The sequence below is a fragment of the Pelomonas parva genome, assembly GCF_043555835.1.
Lineage (GTDB): Bacteria > Pseudomonadota > Gammaproteobacteria > Burkholderiales > Burkholderiaceae_C > Pelomonas > Pelomonas parva.
The window spans coordinates 114,515-132,034 of the sequence record NZ_JBIGHV010000008.1 but is presented as its reverse complement, the minus strand read 5'-3'; the positions used below and the strand labels follow the sequence as shown (position 1 = coordinate 132,034).

12 protein-coding genes are annotated in these 17,520 nt (G+C 65.5%); all 12 read left to right on the top strand.

The annotated features are described in order from the left end of the window. Positions 1-146: 146 nt before the first annotated feature. The 12 genes from ACG00Y_RS20735 to ACG00Y_RS20680 all read left to right on the top strand — a co-directional run bounded on the left by ACG00Y_RS20735 (position 147) and on the right by ACG00Y_RS20680 (position 17,418). The gene (locus tag ACG00Y_RS20735; protein WP_394482153.1) at positions 147-1,226 is read left to right on the top strand and encodes a pilus assembly protein PilM; all 1,080 of its coding nucleotides are present in this window, start codon (positions 147-149) and stop codon (positions 1,224-1,226) included. Beyond that, positions 1,223-1,825: a PilN domain-containing protein gene (locus tag ACG00Y_RS20730; protein ID WP_394482151.1), complete on the top strand. Its 603-nt coding sequence runs from the start codon at positions 1,223-1,225 to the stop codon at positions 1,823-1,825. Before ACG00Y_RS20735 ends, ACG00Y_RS20730 begins: the two co-directional genes overlap by 4 nt. A gap of 6 nt (positions 1,826-1,831) precedes the next feature. Then, a complete protein-coding gene (locus ACG00Y_RS20725) occupies positions 1,832-2,521 on the top strand; it encodes a type IV pilus inner membrane component PilO (protein ID WP_394482150.1) in 690 nt (229 codons plus the stop codon). An 11-nt stretch (positions 2,522-2,532) separates the two neighbouring features. Further along, on the top strand, positions 2,533-3,042 hold the full coding sequence (locus tag ACG00Y_RS20720) for a pilus assembly protein PilP (protein WP_394482148.1): 510 nt from the start codon (positions 2,533-2,535) through the stop codon (positions 3,040-3,042). Further along, positions 3,039-5,219, top strand: coding sequence for a type IV pilus secretin PilQ (locus tag ACG00Y_RS20715; RefSeq protein ID WP_394482147.1), 2,181 nt, complete (start codon positions 3,039-3,041; stop codon positions 5,217-5,219). The genes ACG00Y_RS20720 and ACG00Y_RS20715 overlap by 4 nt, the downstream gene beginning before the upstream one ends. Before the next feature lie 60 nt (positions 5,220-5,279). Further along, on the top strand, positions 5,280-7,406 hold the full coding sequence (locus tag ACG00Y_RS20710; RefSeq protein ID WP_394482145.1) for a hypothetical protein: 2,127 nt from the start codon (positions 5,280-5,282) through the stop codon (positions 7,404-7,406). After that, entirely contained in the window at positions 7,372-7,971 is a 600-nt protein-coding gene (locus tag ACG00Y_RS20705; RefSeq protein WP_394482143.1) for a shikimate kinase, read from the top strand. Before ACG00Y_RS20710 ends, ACG00Y_RS20705 begins: the two co-directional genes overlap by 35 nt. A 27-nt stretch (positions 7,972-7,998) precedes the next feature. After that, positions 7,999-9,093, top strand: coding sequence for a 3-dehydroquinate synthase (gene aroB / locus ACG00Y_RS20700; protein WP_394482141.1), 1,095 nt, complete (start codon positions 7,999-8,001; stop codon positions 9,091-9,093). Then, positions 9,093-10,232, top strand: coding sequence for a deoxyguanosinetriphosphate triphosphohydrolase (locus ACG00Y_RS20695; protein ID WP_394482140.1), 1,140 nt, complete (start codon positions 9,093-9,095; stop codon positions 10,230-10,232). Before aroB ends, ACG00Y_RS20695 begins: the two co-directional genes overlap by 1 nt. Positions 10,233-10,285: 53 nt before the next feature. After that, positions 10,286-10,990 (top strand): REP-associated tyrosine transposase, encoded by a 705-nt coding sequence (locus ACG00Y_RS20690; RefSeq protein WP_394482138.1) that lies wholly within the window; start codon positions 10,286-10,288, stop codon positions 10,988-10,990. Positions 10,991-11,118: 128 nt separating this feature from the next. Next, complete coding sequence (locus ACG00Y_RS20685; protein ID WP_394482136.1) at positions 11,119-15,876, top strand: glutamate synthase-related protein; 4,758 nt, start codon at positions 11,119-11,121, stop codon at positions 15,874-15,876. Between the two features lie 66 nt (positions 15,877-15,942). Next, positions 15,943-17,418, top strand: a complete 1,476-nt coding sequence (locus tag ACG00Y_RS20680; protein ID WP_394482134.1) for a glutamate synthase subunit beta — start codon at positions 15,943-15,945, stop codon at positions 17,416-17,418. The last annotated feature ends 102 nt before the right edge of the window (positions 17,419-17,520 follow it).

Here is a 17,520-nt window from a genome sequence, read left to right as displayed (position 1 = left end):
CAATCCTGTTGATTGGTGTATGTTTAGCAACGTGGCGTTACCAGCTGAGGCCGGATTTGCGTTCGCTGTCAACGGCTTTGCTGCTAGCATTCAAGTAACTTATTAATAGTCCGATACGTAAACTCACGTGTCGGGAGACAAAGGGCATGGGAATACTCGACACGCTTTTGGGTCGCACGCACCCAGCCTTGATCGGTCTGGATATCAGCTCGTCCAGCGTCAAGCTGGTGGAGCTGAGCCAGACCAAAAGTGGCGAGTTGGTGCTCGAGCGTTTTGCCAGCGAACCCTTCGAGAAGGGCTGGATCGCCGACGGGCAGATCGAGAAGTTCGACGAAGTTGCGGATGCCGTGCGCCGCGTCGTGGCCCGCAGCGGTTCCCGCACCCGCGATGCCGCGCTGGCCATGCCCCAGTCGGCGGTCATCACCAAGAAGATCATGCTGCCCGCCGGCCTGCGCGAGGAAGAACTCGAGATGCAGGTCGAGGCCGAGGCCAACCAGTACATCCCGTTCTCGCTCGACGAGGTCAGCCTGGACTTCTGCGTTCTCGGCCCCAGCCCCACGTCGGTGGGTGATGTCGAGGTGCTGATCGCGGCGTCCCGCAAGGACCGTGTGCAAGACCGCCAGGGCCTGGCCGAAGCCGCCGGGCTGCGCCCCGTCGTGCTCGACATCGAATCGCATGCATCGCGCATGGCCATGGGTCGTCTCATCGCCGCGCTGCCCAACGAAGGCAAGGACGCGCTGGTCGCGCTGTTCGAGATCGGTGCCGACACCACCAGCCTGAAGGTGTTGCGCGACGAAGAGCTGCTCTACGACCGCGACCAGTCCTTCGGCGGCTCGCAGCTCACGCAACTCATCTCTCGCCAGTACGGCTTCTCCTTCGAGGAGGCCGAGCAGAAGAAGCTGTCCAGCGACCTGCCGGAAGACTACGAGAGCGGCGTGCTGAACCCCTTCGTCGACAGCCTGTCGCAGGAGATCGGCCGCGCGCTGCAGTACTTCTTCACCAGCACGCCGCATCACAAGGTGCACTACGTGATGCTGGCAGGCGGCACGGCCACGCTGCCGGGTCTCAAGGAGCGCGTGACCGACCTGACCGGCTTTGCCTGCATGGTCGTCAACCCGTTCGAGAACATGGGGATGGGCTCGGCGGTGCGCGAGCCCAAGCTGCGGCGTGAGGCGCCGTCCTATCTGACCGCCTGCGGCCTCGCGATGCGGAGGTTCTACCAGTGATCCTGATCAACCTGCTGCCTTACCGTGAGGAAAGGCGCAAGCGGCGCAAGGCTGCCTTTTTCGCGGGCCTGGGTCTGGCGGGGCTGGTGGGCGCGGGCATCGTCGTCGCGGCCTATCTGCTGCTGCAGTTCCTGACCCAGGAGCAGGAGTCCCGCAACCAGTACATCCAGAGCGAGATCACGCGGCTGGAGGCGCAGATCAAGGACATTGCCAACCTGAAGGCCGAGATCGAGTCGCTGAAGTCCCGCCAGCGCGCCGTCGAGGACCTGCAGACCGATCGCAACACGCCGGTGCAACTGCTCAACGATGTGGCGCGGCTGGCGCCCGAGGGCATCTATGTGACTGGCATCCGCCAGGCCGACAAGGTGGTCACGATCAGCGGCATCGCGCAGACGAACGAGCGCGTGTCCGAGTTCCTGCGCAATGTGTCGCGCGGCTCGGAGTGGCTGGAAAAGCCCGACCTCATCGAAGTGAAGCTGGCCAACGTCAGCACCAACACGCGCGATCAGCGCCGCTTGCTGGACTTTTCCATGAAGGTGTCGATCAAGGCGCCGCCGCGCGACGCCGCAGCGGGTGCTTCGGCACCGAACAAGGGCTGATCGACCATGGCCACCTCCATGCCCAAGATCGATGTGAATGCCTGGTTCGCGGACTTTGCCGCCCAGTTCCAGGGTCTCAACCCCAAGGAGCCCGGCCAGTGGCCGCTGGCGCCCAAGCTGGCCACGGGCCTTGCCGTCATCGTCGTGGTCTGCGTTCTGGGCTATGTGGCCCTGCTGTCCGACGAGCAGGCGCGGCTGGAGGCCGAGCACGCCCGCGAGCCGCAGCTGCGCCAGGACTACCAGGCCAAGCTGGCCCAGGCCGTCAACCTGCCCGAACTGCGCAAGCAGAAGAGCCAGGTCGAGGAGTACGTGACGCAGCTCGAGAAGCAGTTGCCGGGCAAGGCGGAGATCGATTCGCTGCTGTCCGACATCAGCAGCGCCGGTGTTGGCCGCGGCCTGCAGTTCGAGCTGTTCCGCCCGGGGCAGGAGGTGGTGAAGGACTACTACGCCGAGCTGCCCATCGCGCTGAAGGTGTCGGGCCGTTATCACGACATCGGGGCCTTCGCGGCCGACGTGTCCAACCTGTCGCGCATCGTCACCCTGCACAACGTCGTCGTCGTCGCGCCGACTGCACCGACCGCGCAGGCCGGCTCGTTGAACATGGAAGTGACCGCGCGAACCTACCGCTATCTGGACGCCGCCGAAGTGGCCCAGCAGCGCAAGGCCGCCACGGGCAAGGCCGGGGGCAAGAAATGAAGCCGCTGCTGATGTCTCTCGCCACCCTGCTGGCGCTGGCCGGCTGCAGCGGCGACCAGGACGAACTGCGCCAATGGATGGAGCAGCAGCGCAAGGACGCCAAGCCATCGGTGACGCCACTGCTGCCGCCGAAGAAGTTCCTGCCGCAGCCTTATGAATCGGGCGCTGGCGTGGACCCGTTCAGCACGCAGAAGCTGAGCGTCGCCATCCGCCAGGAAGCGGCGCAACCCAATTCGCTGCTCACCGCCGAGTTCAACCGGCGCAAGGAGCCGCTGGAAGCCTACCCGCTGGACAGCATGGCGATGGTGGGCAGCCTGACGCGCGACAACCGGCGCTATGCGCTGCTGCGCGTGGACAACCTGCTGTACCAGGTCAAGGTCGGGGACCACCTCGGCCAGAACTTCGGCCTCATCACCAAGGTCAGCGAGACCGAGATCACGTTGCGAGAGATCGTCCAGGATGCTGCGGGCGAGTATGTCGAGCGCATGAGTACCCTCCAGCTACAGGAGAAGGGACGATGAAGTCATTCCAGGAGAACAAGTCGATGGGCCGTAGCTGGGTGCTGGGAATTGCCGTCGCACTGTTGGGCGCGCCCGTGGCCTGGGCGCAAACCCAGATCCGCGCGATCAACACGAGCCAGCAGGCGGGTGTGGATGTCGTGCGCATCGAATTGAGCGAGCCGCTGGCGGCGGTGCCCACGGGCTTCACGATCCAGACGCCGCCACGCATCGCCATCGATCTGCCGGGTGTCGTCAACGGCATCGGGCGCAACCTCGTCGAACTGAACCAGGGCAACCTGCGCTCGGCTGCCGTGGCCCAGGCCGGCGAACGCTCGCGCGTCGTGCTGAACCTGCGCCAGGCCTCCACCTACAGCGCCAAGCTGGAGGGGAGTTCCCTCGTTCTCGTGCTGGGCAACACCGTGGCGGCGCCTCAATCGCCCGGCGAGCCAGTGCACTTCGCGCAGAGCCTGAACGCCGCGCCGCAGTCGCTGCGCGACGTCGACTTCCGCCGCGGCGCCGACGGCGCCGGCCGCATCATCGTCAACCTGCCGAGCAACCAGGTCGGCGTGGACATCCAGCAGCAGGGCCAGAGCCTCGTCGTCGAGTTCCTGCGCTCCAGCCTGCCGGAGAACCTGCGCCGCAAGATCGACGTGACCGACTTCGGCACGCCGGTGCAACTGATCACGACCCGTCAGGCCGGCGACCGCGTGCGCATGGTCGTCGAGCCCAAGGGCAACTGGGAGCACAGCGCCTACCAGAGCGACAACCAGTTCGTGCTGGAAGTGCGGCCGCAGAAGGTCGATCCCAACAAGTTGACGCAGGGCCCGGGCTATGCGGGCGACAAGCTGTCGCTGAACTTCCAGAACATCGAAGTCCGCGCGCTGCTGCAGGTCATCGCCGACTTCACCAACTTCAACGTTGTCACCAGCGACACCGTGACCGGCAATGTCACGCTGCGCCTGAAGGACGTGCCCTGGGACCAGGCGCTGGACATCATCATGCAGGCCAAGGGCCTGGGCCTGAGGAAGTCGGGCAACGTGCTATGGATCGCGCCCAAGGACGAGCTGGCCGCCAAGGAAAAGCTGGACCTCGAATCCAAGGCCGCCATCGCCCAGCTCGAGCCGGTGCGCACGCAGTCCTTCCAGCTCAACTATGTGAAGGCCGAGGAAATCGCCAAGGGCCTGACCGGCCAGAGCATCGGCTCCGGCTCGGGTGGCAGCAGCTCGGGCTCCAGCTCCGGCTCGGGCACCAAGATCCTGTCGCCGCGTGGCAGCGTCATCTCTGAGTCGCGCACCAACCAGCTCTTCGTGTCGGACATCCCGAGCAAGCTCGAAGAGATCCAGGCCATGATCGCCAAGATCGACATCCCGGTGCGCCAGGTGCTGATCGAGGCGCGCATCGTTGAGGCCAACGACCGCTTCGGCCGGGCGCTGGGCGTGAAGCTCGGCGGCTATGACGCGCGCGGCCGCATGGGTGGCATCCCCGGCTACAACGTCGGTGGCGACAGCTACCTGACGGTCGGCAGCAACTACAACCTCGTGGGCTGGCAGACGCAACAGAACGCCACCGACCCGGGCTACAACAACACCAACTTCGTCAACCTGCCGGCCAACACCTCGTCCGACAGCTTTGCTGGTGCCGTGGCCCAGACGATCGCCGTGTCGCTGTTCAGCGCGACGGCCAACCGCTTCCTGAACCTGGAACTGTCGGCCCTTGAGTCCGACGGCAAGGGCAAGGTCGTGTCCAGCCCGCGCGTCATCACGGCCGACCAGGTCAAGGCGCTGATCGAGCAGGGTGAGGAGCTGCCCTACCAGGTGGCCACCTCCAGTGGTGCCACGTCCATCGCCTTCCGCAAGGCCAACCTCAAGCTCGAGGTCACGCCGCAGATCACGCCGGAAGGCAGCGTCATCCTGAACGTGGACGTCAACAAGGACAGCCGCGGCACGCTGACGCCGCAGGGTTACGCCATCAACACCAAGCATGTGCAGACGCAGGTGCTGGTCGAGAACGGCGGCACCGTCGTCATCGGCGGCATCTACACGCAGGACGAGGGCGAGACCATCAACAAGGTGCCGCTGCTCGGTGACGTGCCGTTCGTCGGCAACCTGTTCAAGAACAAGACGCGCACGACCTCCAAGACCGAGCTGCTGATCTTCCTGACGCCCAAGGTCGTCAGTGAGCGGGCTGCGGTGCGCTAAAACGAATCCAATGAACTGACGATGGGCTGGCCGATGCGGCAGCACATGGGAGTAGCAAAGATGACGAAGTTTGAAGTTTGGAGCCGCAGTGCGTCGCGTGCGCTCCTCGGCTGCTTGCTGGTGGGCAGTCTCGCAGCTTGCGGTGGTGGTGGCGGTGACGCCGGAACCTCGGTTTTCGTCCCCGCACCGGGAGCCTCCAGCCCGGCAAGTGCGGCCAGTGCGGTGGCAGCGGATTTGGTCGTCGTGCTGAGCAAGAACACGATGACCAATTCGGGTTCGGATTCGATCACAGCCACTGTGACGTCTATCGATGCCAACCGAGTGGCCATTGGCGCCATCCCCGTTAGTTTCACCGTCGACGCCAATGCGGTGGTGACGCCTGGCGGTACTGCGACCGATGCGACGACAGGTGTGCAGACTGCAATCATTACCCAGGGGGCGGATACGTCGCCGAGGCCAGTGACTGTGACGGTCAAGTCGGGCTCCATCACGCGGCCGGTAACGTTCAACGTTGTTCAAAATTCGTCCCCGACGAACCCGCAAGCCAGTGACCTGACACTGACGCTAAGCGCAACCAATATCGACAATTCCGGAAGCAGGACTGTTGTTGCGACAGCGACGGCGGTCGACGTGAACCGCAACGCGTTGCCTGGTATCCCTGTTCAACTGACAGTCTCGGATACAAGTGCTTTCATCGTCGCGCCGTCCAATCAAACCAATTCGAACGGGCAGGTCACGGGCACGGTGAGTGTGGGTGAGAACCGTTCGAATCGAACCGTTACGGTGATTGCGACCAGTGGCACGCTGTCGCGAACGGCCGCTTTCCAGATTACCGGTGCACGGTTCACGCAGGCCAGTCCAGTACCAGCCGTTGTGGCGGCCGGTGCAGCCGGTACGGTGCAGTACAAGCTGACAGATGTGAACAGCAATCCGATGGTGGGTGTGCCGATAGCCGTTTCGGGCGGCGGCATTGCTGCCAAGGCTGGGCAGACTGACTTGAACGGTGACTACACCTTCGACTACACGGCGCCGAACGCTCCGGGAACCAATCTCACGATCACCGCCAACGCGGGCGGCGCTGAACCTGCCGTGACTGTGGTGTCCATCCCTGGTGGGGGCAGTACTGGCGTACCAGTGGTGACCACTACACCGGTGGCTCAGGCCTTGAACCTGTCTGCGGATGTTGTGACCATCAACACCGGCACCACGAACAATCAGATTACCGTGAGCGCCTTCTTCCGGGATGCCGCCAACGCGCCGATTCGCAATGTCCGTGTCTTGTTCGGCGTGACCGGCGACAACGCAACTGGCTCTATCGGTTCGGGCACGAATACCGTGTTGTCAGATGCATCTGGTACTGCTTCAACCACCTACAAGCCCGGCTCGGTCAGTAGTCCCACCAATGGGGTCACCATAAGGGCATGTTGGAAGGTCAGCGACTTCGCATCGACCGACACCACCACCAACTGCGCTGCGGCCGGCGGGCAGTTGATGACGACTACGTTGACGATCGTCTCCAATCCGGTCTCCATATCGATCGGCACGGACAACACTATCGGTGTTGGCGCCTCAACACTCACATACGTTAAGAGGTTCGTGGTGCTTGTGGTCGACTCGGCCGGCAATCCGAAGTCCGACGTGCAGATCACGCCATCGCTGGATCTGGGCGGTTTTGGCAAAGGCTTCTGGAGGTACAACGCAGTGGTCGCGAGGTGGGAGCGGTCCCCGGACTTTGGTGATGTTGGCTTGCTGACCGCGACGTGCCCGAACGAAGATCTGAATCGCAATGGCGTCATCGACACCGGCGAAGACGTCAACACCAACAAGCAACTTGACCCGCGAAAGTCGGACGTTGCGATTACCCTCGTCGGAGCCACTAGGACCGATGCGAATGGTGTCGCGGTACTGCAGCTCGAATATCCAATGAACTTGGCCAGCTGGGTGAACTACAAGATCACAGTGACAGCGGCTGGCGTGCTCAGCCCCCCGGCCTACTATCCGTTAGGCATTCCGGTGGCGTTGCCATCGAAGGCGTTCGGGGCGTTCGCTCCCTGGGAGACAGTGACGGACTACCTTTACACCTACGTGTGGCTGCCGGTGCCTGCGGCCGCGCTGGCCGCAGAAGGGGACCCGCCGTTCAAACTCAGTCCATATGGCCAGTTGCCAAGTTGCACCGAGCCGAAGTGACCCGCTGATTTCACTCGTCGGCATGCCCGGCGGTGGCAAGTCCACCGTCGGCAGGCAATTGGCACGCCAGATCGGCGTGCCTTTTGTCGATTCGGACCATGAGATCGAGCAGCGCATCGGCGGCAGCATCAAGCAGTTCTTCGAGCACCACGGTGAGGATGCGTTCCGCGATCTCGAGACCGAGGTCATTGCCGAGTTGATCGCCCGGCCCGGTGCCTGCGTGCTGGCAACAGGCGGTGGCGCCGTGCTGCGAGAGCAAAACCGCGAGTTGCTGCGCGCTGGGTCGACCGTGCTGTATCTGCGCTCCACACCGGAGGACTTGTTCCGCCGCCTTCGCCATGACACGACCCGGCCGCTGCTGCAGGTGAAGGACCCGCTCGCCCGGCTGCGTGAAATGCACCAGCAGCGCGACCCGCTGTACCGGCGCTGCGCCCATTTCATCCTCGAGAGTGCCCGGCCATCGGCGGTGCAAGCCCTCGTCAACATGGCGCTGATGCAGCTGGAGCTGGCTGGCCTGCTCGACCCCACGCGCGTGGCGGCGACGGTCGGCGCCGAGCCGACCTGACGAGGGGCGGCTTCTACACTCCGCCATATGCCCGCCACCGACACCGTCCACATCTCTCTCCCCGACAACCGCCACTACGAGATCCGCATCGGCTCCGGCCTGCTGGGCGAGCCGGCTAGCTGGCAGGACCTGCCCAAGGCCTCGGCGGCCGTCATCGTCAGCAACGAGACCGTGGCGCCGCTGTATGCCCAAGCGCTGCGCCAGCGCTTGCTGGCGGTCTATGCCCGCGTCGATCTCGTCGTGCTACCCGATGGCGAGCAGCACAAGGGCTGGGACAGCCTGAACCGCATCTGCGACCACCTGCTGGGCGAGGCGCTGGACCGCAAGACCGTGCTTTTCGCGCTGGGCGGCGGCGTCATCGGCGACATGACGGGCTTCGCCGCCGCCATCTACATGCGTGGCGTCCCCTTCGTGCAGGTGCCCACCACGCTGCTGGCGCAGGTCGATTCGTCGGTGGGCGGCAAGACGGCCATCAACCATCCGCTGGGCAAGAACATGCTCGGCGCCTTCTACCAGCCCGAGCGCGTCATCGCCGACCTGGACACGCTGGACACGCTGCCCGAGCGCGAGCTGCGTGCCGGGCTGGCCGAGGTCATCAAGTACGGGCCCATCGCCGATGCCGGCTTCCTGTGCTGGATCGAGGACAACCTCGACGCGCTGCTGGCCCGCGACAAGGTCGCGCTGGCCTACGCGGTCAGGCGCAGCTGCGAGATCAAGGCCGACGTGGTCGGCCAGGACGAACGCGAGCAAGGCCTGCGCGCCATCCTGAACTTCGGCCACACCTTCGGCCATGCCATCGAGGCCGGCCTGGGCTATGGCGAGTGGCTGCATGGCGAGGCGGTGGCCGGCGGCATGGTGCTGGCGGCGGACTTGTCGCGCCGCATGGGCTTGATGCCCGACAGCTTCGTCGACCGGCTGCGCGCGCTGATCGCACGCGCCGGCCTGCCGGTGCAGCCGCCGCGGCTGGGCGCTGAGCGCTACCTGCAACTCATGCGTGTGGACAAGAAGGCCGAGGCTGGTGCCATCCGCTTTGTGCTGATCGAGTCGCTCGGCAAGGCCGGGCTGCACTCGGTCCCGGACGCTCTCATCGTCGAGACGCTGACGGCCCACGGAGCCGCCTGATGCCGCTGTCGACGCGGCCCGCCTATGCTGCCGACCCGGCACGCACTCGGGGCCGCTGCCTGCAGGAGCCTGCCGCGCCGACGCGCAGCGAGTTCCAGCGCGACCGCGACCGCATCATCCACAGCACGGCCTTCCGGCGGTTGGTCTACAAGACCCAGGTCTTCCTGAATCACGAGGGCGATCTCTTCCGTACGCGGCTGACGCATTCGCTCGAGGTGGCGCAGCTGGGCCGCTCCATTGCCCGCAGCCTGGGCCTGGATGAAGACCTGGTCGAGGCGGTGGCGCTGGCCCATGACTTGGGCCACACGCCGTTCGGCCACGCCGGCCAGGACGTGCTGGATGACTGCATGCGCGAGCACGGTGGCTTCGAGCACAACCTGCAGTCGCTGCGCGTTGTGGACAAGCTGGAGCAGCGTTACCCGGATTTCGACGGGCTGAACCTTTGCTTCGAGACGCGCGAGGGCATCCTCAAGCACTGCTCGCGGCGCAATGCCGAACTGCTTGAGGCAACCGAGCCGGGCGGCGTGGCGATGCGCTTCCTGCAGGGCGGCCAGCCCAGCCTGGAGGCGCAGCTCTGCAATGTGGCCGACGAGGTCGCCTACAACGCGCATGACGTGGACGATGGCGTGCGCTCGGGGCTCATCGAGCTGGAGCAGTTGCTGGACGTGGACCTGGTGCGCGAGCACTGGCGCGCGGCGCTGGACGCGCATCCGCAACTGGCGGGCAAGCGGCTGCTGTTCGAGACGATCCGCCGCATGCTGTCGGCTCAGGTCTACGACATCATCGACGCGACACGCGCGGCGCTGGCCGAGGCGGTGCCGACGGACGCCGACGCGGTGCGGCGCTGCGACAAGCCCCTGCTGCGCTTCAGTGCGGACATGCGCAGCAAGAGCACGGCACTGAAACGCTTCCTGTTCGCCAACCTCTACCGCCACGCCCAGGTGCAGGCGACCCGCGCGAGAGCGGAGCAGGTGCTGCGCGATCTCTTCACGGCCTACGCCGATGACGCGTCCCAGATGCCGCCGGACTTCGCCGACCGGCCGGACCGTCACCGCGCCTGCGCCGACTACATTGCCGGCATGACCGACCGATTCGCGATTCGCGAGCACCAGAGACTGACGGGCAAGAATGTGTTCTGAAATTGGGGTCGGAGTCGATTATTCTTCGGCAACCGAAAGCCTGATTTCCCAACATGGCCCGCCTGCCCCGTCTCATCCTGCCGGATCAACCCCACCACGTCATCCTGCGCGGTAACAACCGCCAGGCCATCTTCTACAGCGACCTCGACCGCGAGCACATGCTCGCCACGATGGCGGAGGCGGCTTCCCAGTATGGCGTGGCCGTCCATGCCTATGTGCTGATGGACAACCACCTCCATCTGCTGCTGACGCCGCCCAGCGCCGACGCCTTGAGCCGCATGATGCAGTCGCTCGGCCGGCGTTACGTGGGCTGGTTCAACGCCCGCCACCAGCGCAGCGGCACGCTGTGGGAGGGGCGCTTCCGGGCCGGGCTCATCGAAGGGGAGCGGCATTTGCTGGCCTGCATGCGCTACATCGAGCTCAATCCCGTCCGCGCCGGTTTGTGCGTGGAAGCGGCGGACTGGAAGTGGTCCAGTGCGGCCCACCACCTCGGGCTGGTCCGTAACGTGCTAGTGACGGAACACCCCATGTATTGGCTGCTGGGCAACACGCCGTTCGAGCGGGAGCATGCCTATCGCGAGTTTCTCGGCGAGGGCGTCGCTACAGCAGAGCGGTCGCTTTTCACCGAGGCCGTGCTGCGCGGCAGGCCGGTTGGCAGTGAGGCCTTCCTGCAGCCGCTGGCCGCAGACCATGCCGCTGTCGTGCAGCGTCGCCCGCGTGGCCGGCCGAGAAAACCCGTTGAGCCGGCGGGCATCTGACTATGGCCCCATTAATTTTAGAGCCGACATCTGCTGCTGGATAAATTGACTCTGACCCCATTTTATTGGGTTGCTGCGCAAGTCATGCTGCGGTAATCTCCCGGTCCGTTGTGTTCCAGGAGGGCGCCATGAGCCACGCCGCGCAGATTCAGTCCGAGCTTCAAGACCTTGCCGAACATGGGCTCTACCGTCCGTCGAACGAAAAAGATGCCTGCGGGCTCGGCTTCGTGGCTCATATCAAGGGCCAGAAGGCGCACAACATCGTCCAGCAGGGTCTGAAGATCCTCGAGAACCTGGACCATCGCGGTGCGGTCGGTGCCGACAAGCTGATGGGCGACGGCGCCGGCATCCTGATTCAGGTGCCCGACGAGTTCTACCGCGAGGAAATGGCCAAGCAGGGCATTGATCTGCCGCCTCCCGGCGAGTACGGCGTCGGCATGATCTTCCTGCCCAAGGAGGCCGCCTCCCGCCTGGCCTGCGAACAGGAACTGGCCCGCGCCATCAAGGCCGAAGGCCAGGTGCTGATCGGCTGGCGCGATGTGCCCGTGGACCGCGACATGCCCATGTCGCCCACCGTGCGCGAGAAGGAGCCGGTGATCCGCCAGATCTTCATCGGCCGCGGCCCGGACATCATCGTCCCCGACGCGCTCGAGCGGAAGCTCTACGTCATCCGCAAGACCGCCTCCAGCGCCATCCAGGCGCTGCAGCTCACGCACAGCCGCGAGTACTACGTGCCGTCGATGAGCTGCCGCACGGTCATCTACAAGGGCCTGCTGCTGGCCGACCAGGTGGGCAAGTACTACAAGGATCTGGCCGACCCGCGCGTCACGTCCGCCATCGCGCTGGTGCACCAGCGCTTCTCGACCAACACCTTCCCCGAGTGGCCGCTGGCCCACCCCTACCGCATGGTCTGCCACAACGGTGAGATCAACACGGTCAAGGGCAACTTCAACTGGATGCGCGCCCGCGAAGGCGTCATGAAGTCGCCCGTGCTGGGCGACGACCTGCAGAAGCTCTATCCGATCAGCTTCGAGCACCAGTCCGACACGGCCACGTTCGACAACGCCATCGAGCTGCTGACGATGAGCGGCTACCCGCTCGCCCACGCCGCCATGATGATGATCCCGGAAGCCTGGGAGCAGCACGAGGGCATGGACGAGCGCCGTCGCGCCTTCTACGAGTACCACGCCGCCATGATGGAGCCGTGGGACGGCCCCGCTGCGATGGCCTTCACCGACGGCCGCCAGGTCTGCGCCGCGCTGGACCGCAACGGCTTGCGCCCGGCCCGCTACTGCATCACCGACGACGACCTCGTCGTCATGGCCTCCGAGTCGGGCGTGCTGCCCATCCCGGAAAGCAAGATCGTCAAGAAGTGGCGCCTGCAGCCCGGCAAGATGTTCCTCATCGATCTGGAGCAAGGCCGCATCGTCGATGACGAGGAGCTGAAGAACCAGTACGCCAACGCGCGCCCCTACCGCCAGTGGATCGAGAACGTGCGCGTCAAGCTGGACGACATCACCGTGCCGGAAGGCTCGCGCCCCGAGTTCGCCACGTCGCTGCTGAACCGCCAGCAAGCCTTCGGCACGACGCAGGAAGACATCAAGTTCCTGCTCGCGCCGATGGCCGCCAACGGCGAAGAGGGCATCGGCTCCATGGGCAACGACTCACCGCTGGCGGTGCTGTCAAGCAAGAACAAGCCGCTCTACAACTACTTCAAGCAGTTGTTCGCCCAGGTCACGAACCCGCCGATCGACCCGATCCGCGAGAACATCGTGATGTCGCTGAACAGCTTCATCGGACCCAAGCCCAACCTGCTGGACATCAACGCCGTCAACCCGCCGATGCGGCTGGAAGTCAGCCAGCCCGTGCTGGACTTCGACGACATGGCCCGCCTGCGCCACATCGAAGGCCCGACGAACGGCAAGTTCAAGTCCTGCGAACTGGACATCACCTACCCCGTTGGTTGGGGCCGTGCCGGTGTCGAAGCCCAACTGGCCTCGCTGTGCGCATCGGCCGTGGACGCGATCAAGAGCGGCCACAACATCCTCATCATCACGGACCGCCACCTCAGCGCCGAGCGCATCGCCATCCCCGCGCTGCTGGCCCTGTCCGCCGTCCACCACCATCTGGTGCGCGAAGGCCTGCGCACGACGGCCGGCCTGGTCGTCGAGACCGGCACCGCGCGCGAGGTGCACCACTTCGCCGTGTTGGCCGGTTATGGCGCCGAAGCCGTTCACCCCTACCTCGCGCTGGAAACGCTGGAGGCCATGGGCGATGAGCTGCCGGCCAAGCTGACGGCCGAGCAGGCCCGCTACAACTACATCAAGGCGGTGGGCAAGGGTCTGTCCAAGATCATGTCCAAGATGGGCATCTCGACCTACATGTCCTACTGCGGCGCGCAGATCTTCGAGGCCATCGGCCTGAAGGCGGACTTCGTCGAGAAGTACTTCCGCGGCACGCCCACGCAGGTCGGCGGCATCGGCGTGTTCGAAGTCGCCGAGGAAGCCATCCGCATGCACGAGGGCGCCTTCGGCGACGACCCGCTGCTGGAGAGCATGCTGGACGCCGGCGGCGAGTACGCCTGGCGCACCCGCGGCGAAGAGCACATGTGGACGCCGGACGCCATCGCCAAGCTGCAGCACAGCTCGCGAAGCGGCAAGTTCGAGACGTACAAGGAGTACGCCCAGATCATCAACGACCAGAGCAAGCGCCACATGACGCTGCGCGGCCTGTTCGAGTTCAAGTTCGACCCGGCCAAGGCCGTGCCGCTGGAAGAGGTCGAGTCGGCCGCCGAGATCGTCAAGCGCTTCGCCACCGGCGCCATGTCGCTGGGCTCCATCTCCACCGAAGCCCATGCCACGCTGGCCGTTGCGATGAACCGCATCGGCGGCAAGAGCAACACGGGCGAGGGCGGCGAAGACCCGGCCCGTTACCGCAACGAGCTGAAGGGCATCAAGATCACCGGCGGCAGCAAGGTCGGCGACGTGCTGGGCCACAAGATCATGGAGGCCGACTACGAACTGCAAGAGGGCGACAGCCTGCGCTCCAAGATCAAGCAGGTCGCGTCGGGCCGCTTCGGCGTCACGACCGAATACCTGGTCAGCGCCGACCAGATCCAGATCAAGATGGCCCAGGGCGCCAAGCCCGGCGAGGGCGGCCAGCTGCCCGGCGGCAAGGTGTCCGAGTACATCGGCTTCCTGCGCCACTCGGTGCCGGGCGTCGGCCTCATCAGCCCGCCGCCGCACCACGACATCTACTCCATCGAAGATCTGGCACAGCTCATCCACGACCTGAAGAACGTCAACCCGCGGGCCGACGTGTCGGTCAAGCTGGTGTCGGAAGTGGGCGTGGGCACGGTGGCCACCGGCGTGGCCAAGTGCAAGGCCGACCACATCGTCATCGCCGGCCATGACGGCGGCACGGGCGCCTCGCCCTGGTCGTCCATCAAGCACTGCGGCACGCCGTGGGAACTGGGCCTGGCCGAGACGCAGCAGACGCTGGTCGTCAACCGCCTGCGCGGCCGGGTGCGCGTGCAGACCGACGGCCAGCTGAAGACCGGCCGCGACGTCGTCATCGGCGCGCTGCTGGGTGCCGACGAGTTCGGCTTCGCCACCGCGCCGCTGGTGGCCGAGGGCTGCATCATGATGCGCAAGTGCCACCTGAACACCTGCCCGGTGGGCGTGGCCACGCAGGACCCGGTGCTGCGCAAGAAGTTCACCGGCCGCCCCGAGCACGTCGTCAACTTCTTCTTCTTCGTCGCCGAGGAAGCGCGCCAGATCATGGCCCAGTTGGGCGTGCGCAAGTTCGACGAGCTGATCGGTCGCTCTGACTGGCTGGACACCAAGAAGGCCATCGCGCACTGGAAGGCCAAGGGCCTGGACTTCGCCCGCATCTTCCACCGCCCGAACGTGCCGGCCGACGTGGCGCGCATCCACAACGACGTGCAGGACCATGGCCTGGACCGCGCGCTTGACGTGAAGCTCATCGAGAAGTGCCTGCCCGCCTTCGAGAAGGGCGAGAAGGTGCAGTTCATGCAGGAGGTGACCAACGTGCGCCGCTCGGTGGGCGCGCGCCTGTCCGGTGAACTGATCCGCCGCAAGCCCGAGGGCCTGCCGGACCACACCATCTTCATCCAGATGGAAGGCACCGGCGGCCAGAGCTTCAGCGCCTTCCTGGCGCAGGGCATCACCTTCTACCTGATCGGTGACGCCAACGACTACACCGGCAAGGGCTTGTCGGGCGGCCGCGTCGTCGTGCGTCCCAGCATCGAGTTCCGCGGCGACGCAGCGAAGAACATCATCGTCGGCAACACCGCGCTCATCGGCGCGACGCGCGGCGAGGCCTTCTTCCGCGGTGTGGCCGGCGAGCGCTTTGCGGTGCGCCTGTCGGGCGCCACGGCGGTCGTCGAGGGCACGGGCGACCATGGCTGCGAGTACATGACCGGCGGCACCGTCGCCGTGCTGGGCAAGACCGGCCGCAACTTCGCCGCCGGCATGAGCGGCGGCATCGCCTACGTCTACGACGAGGACGGCCACTTCGCCAAGCGCTGCAACACCAGCATGGTCACGCTGGAGAAGCTGCAGACCGCGCAGGAGCAGGAAGCGGGCGTGGACAAGGCCATCTGGCACCGTGTCAAGGGTGTGGACGGCGTGGACCGCGAGGCGCAGACCGACGAAGCCATCCTGCGCAAGCTGCTGGAAGATCACCACCGCTGGACCGGCAGCCAGCGGGCGCGCGACATCCTCGACCACTGGACCGAGGCGCGCACCAAGTTCATCAAGGTGTTCCCGAACGAATACCGTCGCGCGCTGGGCGAGCTGAACGCCGCCAAGGAAGCCGCACAAACCATCGCTCAGGCCAAGTCGCCTGAGGCTGCGAAAGTTTGATGATTTGCGGGGCAGACCGATCGCGCGAAGCGAGTAGCTCTGTCCCCAACTGACTAAGGAACCGACATGGGAAAAGTCACCGGCTTCATGGAGTACGAACGTCTGGAAGAGGGCTACGAGCCCGCTCCGGTTCGTCTGAAGAACTACAAGGAATTCGTCATCGGCCTGAACGTCGAGCAGGCCAAGCAGCAGGGCGCCCGCTGCATGGACTGCGGCACGCCGTTCTGCAACAACGGCTGCCCGGTCAACAACGTGATCCCGGACTTCAACGACCTGGTCTACAAGGGCCGGCCGGAGGACTGGAAGAATGCCATCGCCGTCCTGCACAGCACCAACAACTTCCCCGAGTTCACCGGCCGCATCTGCCCCGCGCCCTGCGAGGCGGCCTGCACGCTGAACGTCAATGACGACGCCGTGGGCATCAAGTCCATCGAGCACGCCATCATCGACCGCGCCTGGGCCGAGGGTTGGGTCACCCCGCAACTGCCCAAGGTCAAGACCGGCAAGAAGGTGGCCGTCGTCGGCGGCGGACCGGCCGGCCTCGCCGCTGCCCAGCAGCTGGCGCGCGTGGGCCACAGCGTCACGGTGTTCGAGAAGAATGATCGCGTCGGCGGCCTGCTGCGCTACGGCATCCCGGACTTCAAGATGGAGAAGTCCCACATCGACCGCCGCGTCGAGCAGATGAAGGCCGAGGGTGTGGAGTTCCGCACCGGCGTGCTGATCGGCGCCATGCCTGAAGGCAGCAAGGTCACCAACTGGGCGACGCAAACCATCAGCGCCGACGAGCTGAAGGCGCAGTTCGATGCCGTCGTGCTGACCGGCGGCGCCGAGCAATCGCGCGACCTGCCCGTGCCCGGCCGCGACCTGGCCGGCGTGCACTTCGCGATGGAGTTCCTGCCGCAGCAGAACAAGGTCAACGCCGGCGACAAGCTGAAGAACCAACTGCGCGCGGACGGCAAGCACGTCATCGTCATCGGCGGTGGCGACACCGGCAGCGACTGCGTCGGCACCAGCAACCGCCACGGCGCCAAGAGCGTCGTGCAGTTCGAACTGATGCCCCAGCCGCCCGAAGTGGAAGACCGCCCGCTGACCTGGCCCTACTGGCCGATCAAGCTGCGTACCTCGTCCAGCCATGAAGAGGGCTGCGAGCGCGAGTTCGCCATCGCCACCAAGGAGTTCCTCGGCGAGAAGGGCAAGCTCACCGGCGTCAAGACCGTGCGCCTGCAATGGCAGGGCGGCAAGATGACCGAGGTCGAAGGCAGCGAGCAGATCCTCAAGGCCGACCTGGCCCTGCTGGCCATGGGCTTCACCGCCCCGGTCGCGACGGTGCTGGAGGCCTTCGGCGTCGACAAGGACCAGCGCGGCAACGGCAAGGCCTCGACCGAGGGCGCCAATGCCTACAAGACCAATGTCGACAAGGTCTTCGCCGCCGGCGACATCCGCCGCGGCCAGAGCCTGGTGGTGTGGGCTATCCGCGAAGGCCGTCAGGCCGCCAAGGCGGTGGATGAGTACCTGATGGGTGCGAGCACGTTGCCGCGTTGAGCGGCCCCCGGTCGCCCGGCGCTGCCGGGCCACCATGTGGTGACCGAGCGGGCCCACAAAGCGAAAAGCCAGTCAGTTTCAACTGACTGGCTTTCTTGTTTT

Excerpts from the sequence above, each read along its gene's own strand:
- ACG00Y_RS20735 (WP_394482153.1), top strand. The coding sequence starts at position 147 with ATGGGAATACTCGACACGCTTTTGGGTCGCACGCACCCAGCCTTGATC.
- ACG00Y_RS20725 (WP_394482150.1), top strand. The coding sequence starts at position 1,832 with ATGGCCACCTCCATGCCCAAGATCGATGTGAATGCCTGGTTCGCGGAC.
- ACG00Y_RS20720 (WP_394482148.1), top strand. The coding sequence starts at position 2,533 with ATGTCTCTCGCCACCCTGCTGGCGCTGGCCGGCTGCAGCGGCGACCAG.
- ACG00Y_RS20715 (WP_394482147.1), top strand. The coding sequence starts at position 3,039 with ATGAAGTCATTCCAGGAGAACAAGTCGATGGGCCGTAGCTGGGTGCTG.
- ACG00Y_RS20710 (WP_394482145.1), top strand. The coding sequence starts at position 5,280 with ATGACGAAGTTTGAAGTTTGGAGCCGCAGTGCGTCGCGTGCGCTCCTC.
- ACG00Y_RS20705 (WP_394482143.1), top strand. The coding sequence starts at position 7,372 with ATGGCCAGTTGCCAAGTTGCACCGAGCCGAAGTGACCCGCTGATTTCA.
- aroB (WP_394482141.1), top strand. The coding sequence starts at position 7,999 with ATGCCCGCCACCGACACCGTCCACATCTCTCTCCCCGACAACCGCCAC.
- ACG00Y_RS20695 (WP_394482140.1), top strand. The coding sequence starts at position 9,093 with ATGCCGCTGTCGACGCGGCCCGCCTATGCTGCCGACCCGGCACGCACT.
- ACG00Y_RS20690 (WP_394482138.1), top strand. The coding sequence starts at position 10,286 with ATGGCCCGCCTGCCCCGTCTCATCCTGCCGGATCAACCCCACCACGTC.
- ACG00Y_RS20685 (WP_394482136.1), top strand. The coding sequence starts at position 11,119 with ATGAGCCACGCCGCGCAGATTCAGTCCGAGCTTCAAGACCTTGCCGAA.
- ACG00Y_RS20680 (WP_394482134.1), top strand. The coding sequence starts at position 15,943 with ATGGGAAAAGTCACCGGCTTCATGGAGTACGAACGTCTGGAAGAGGGC.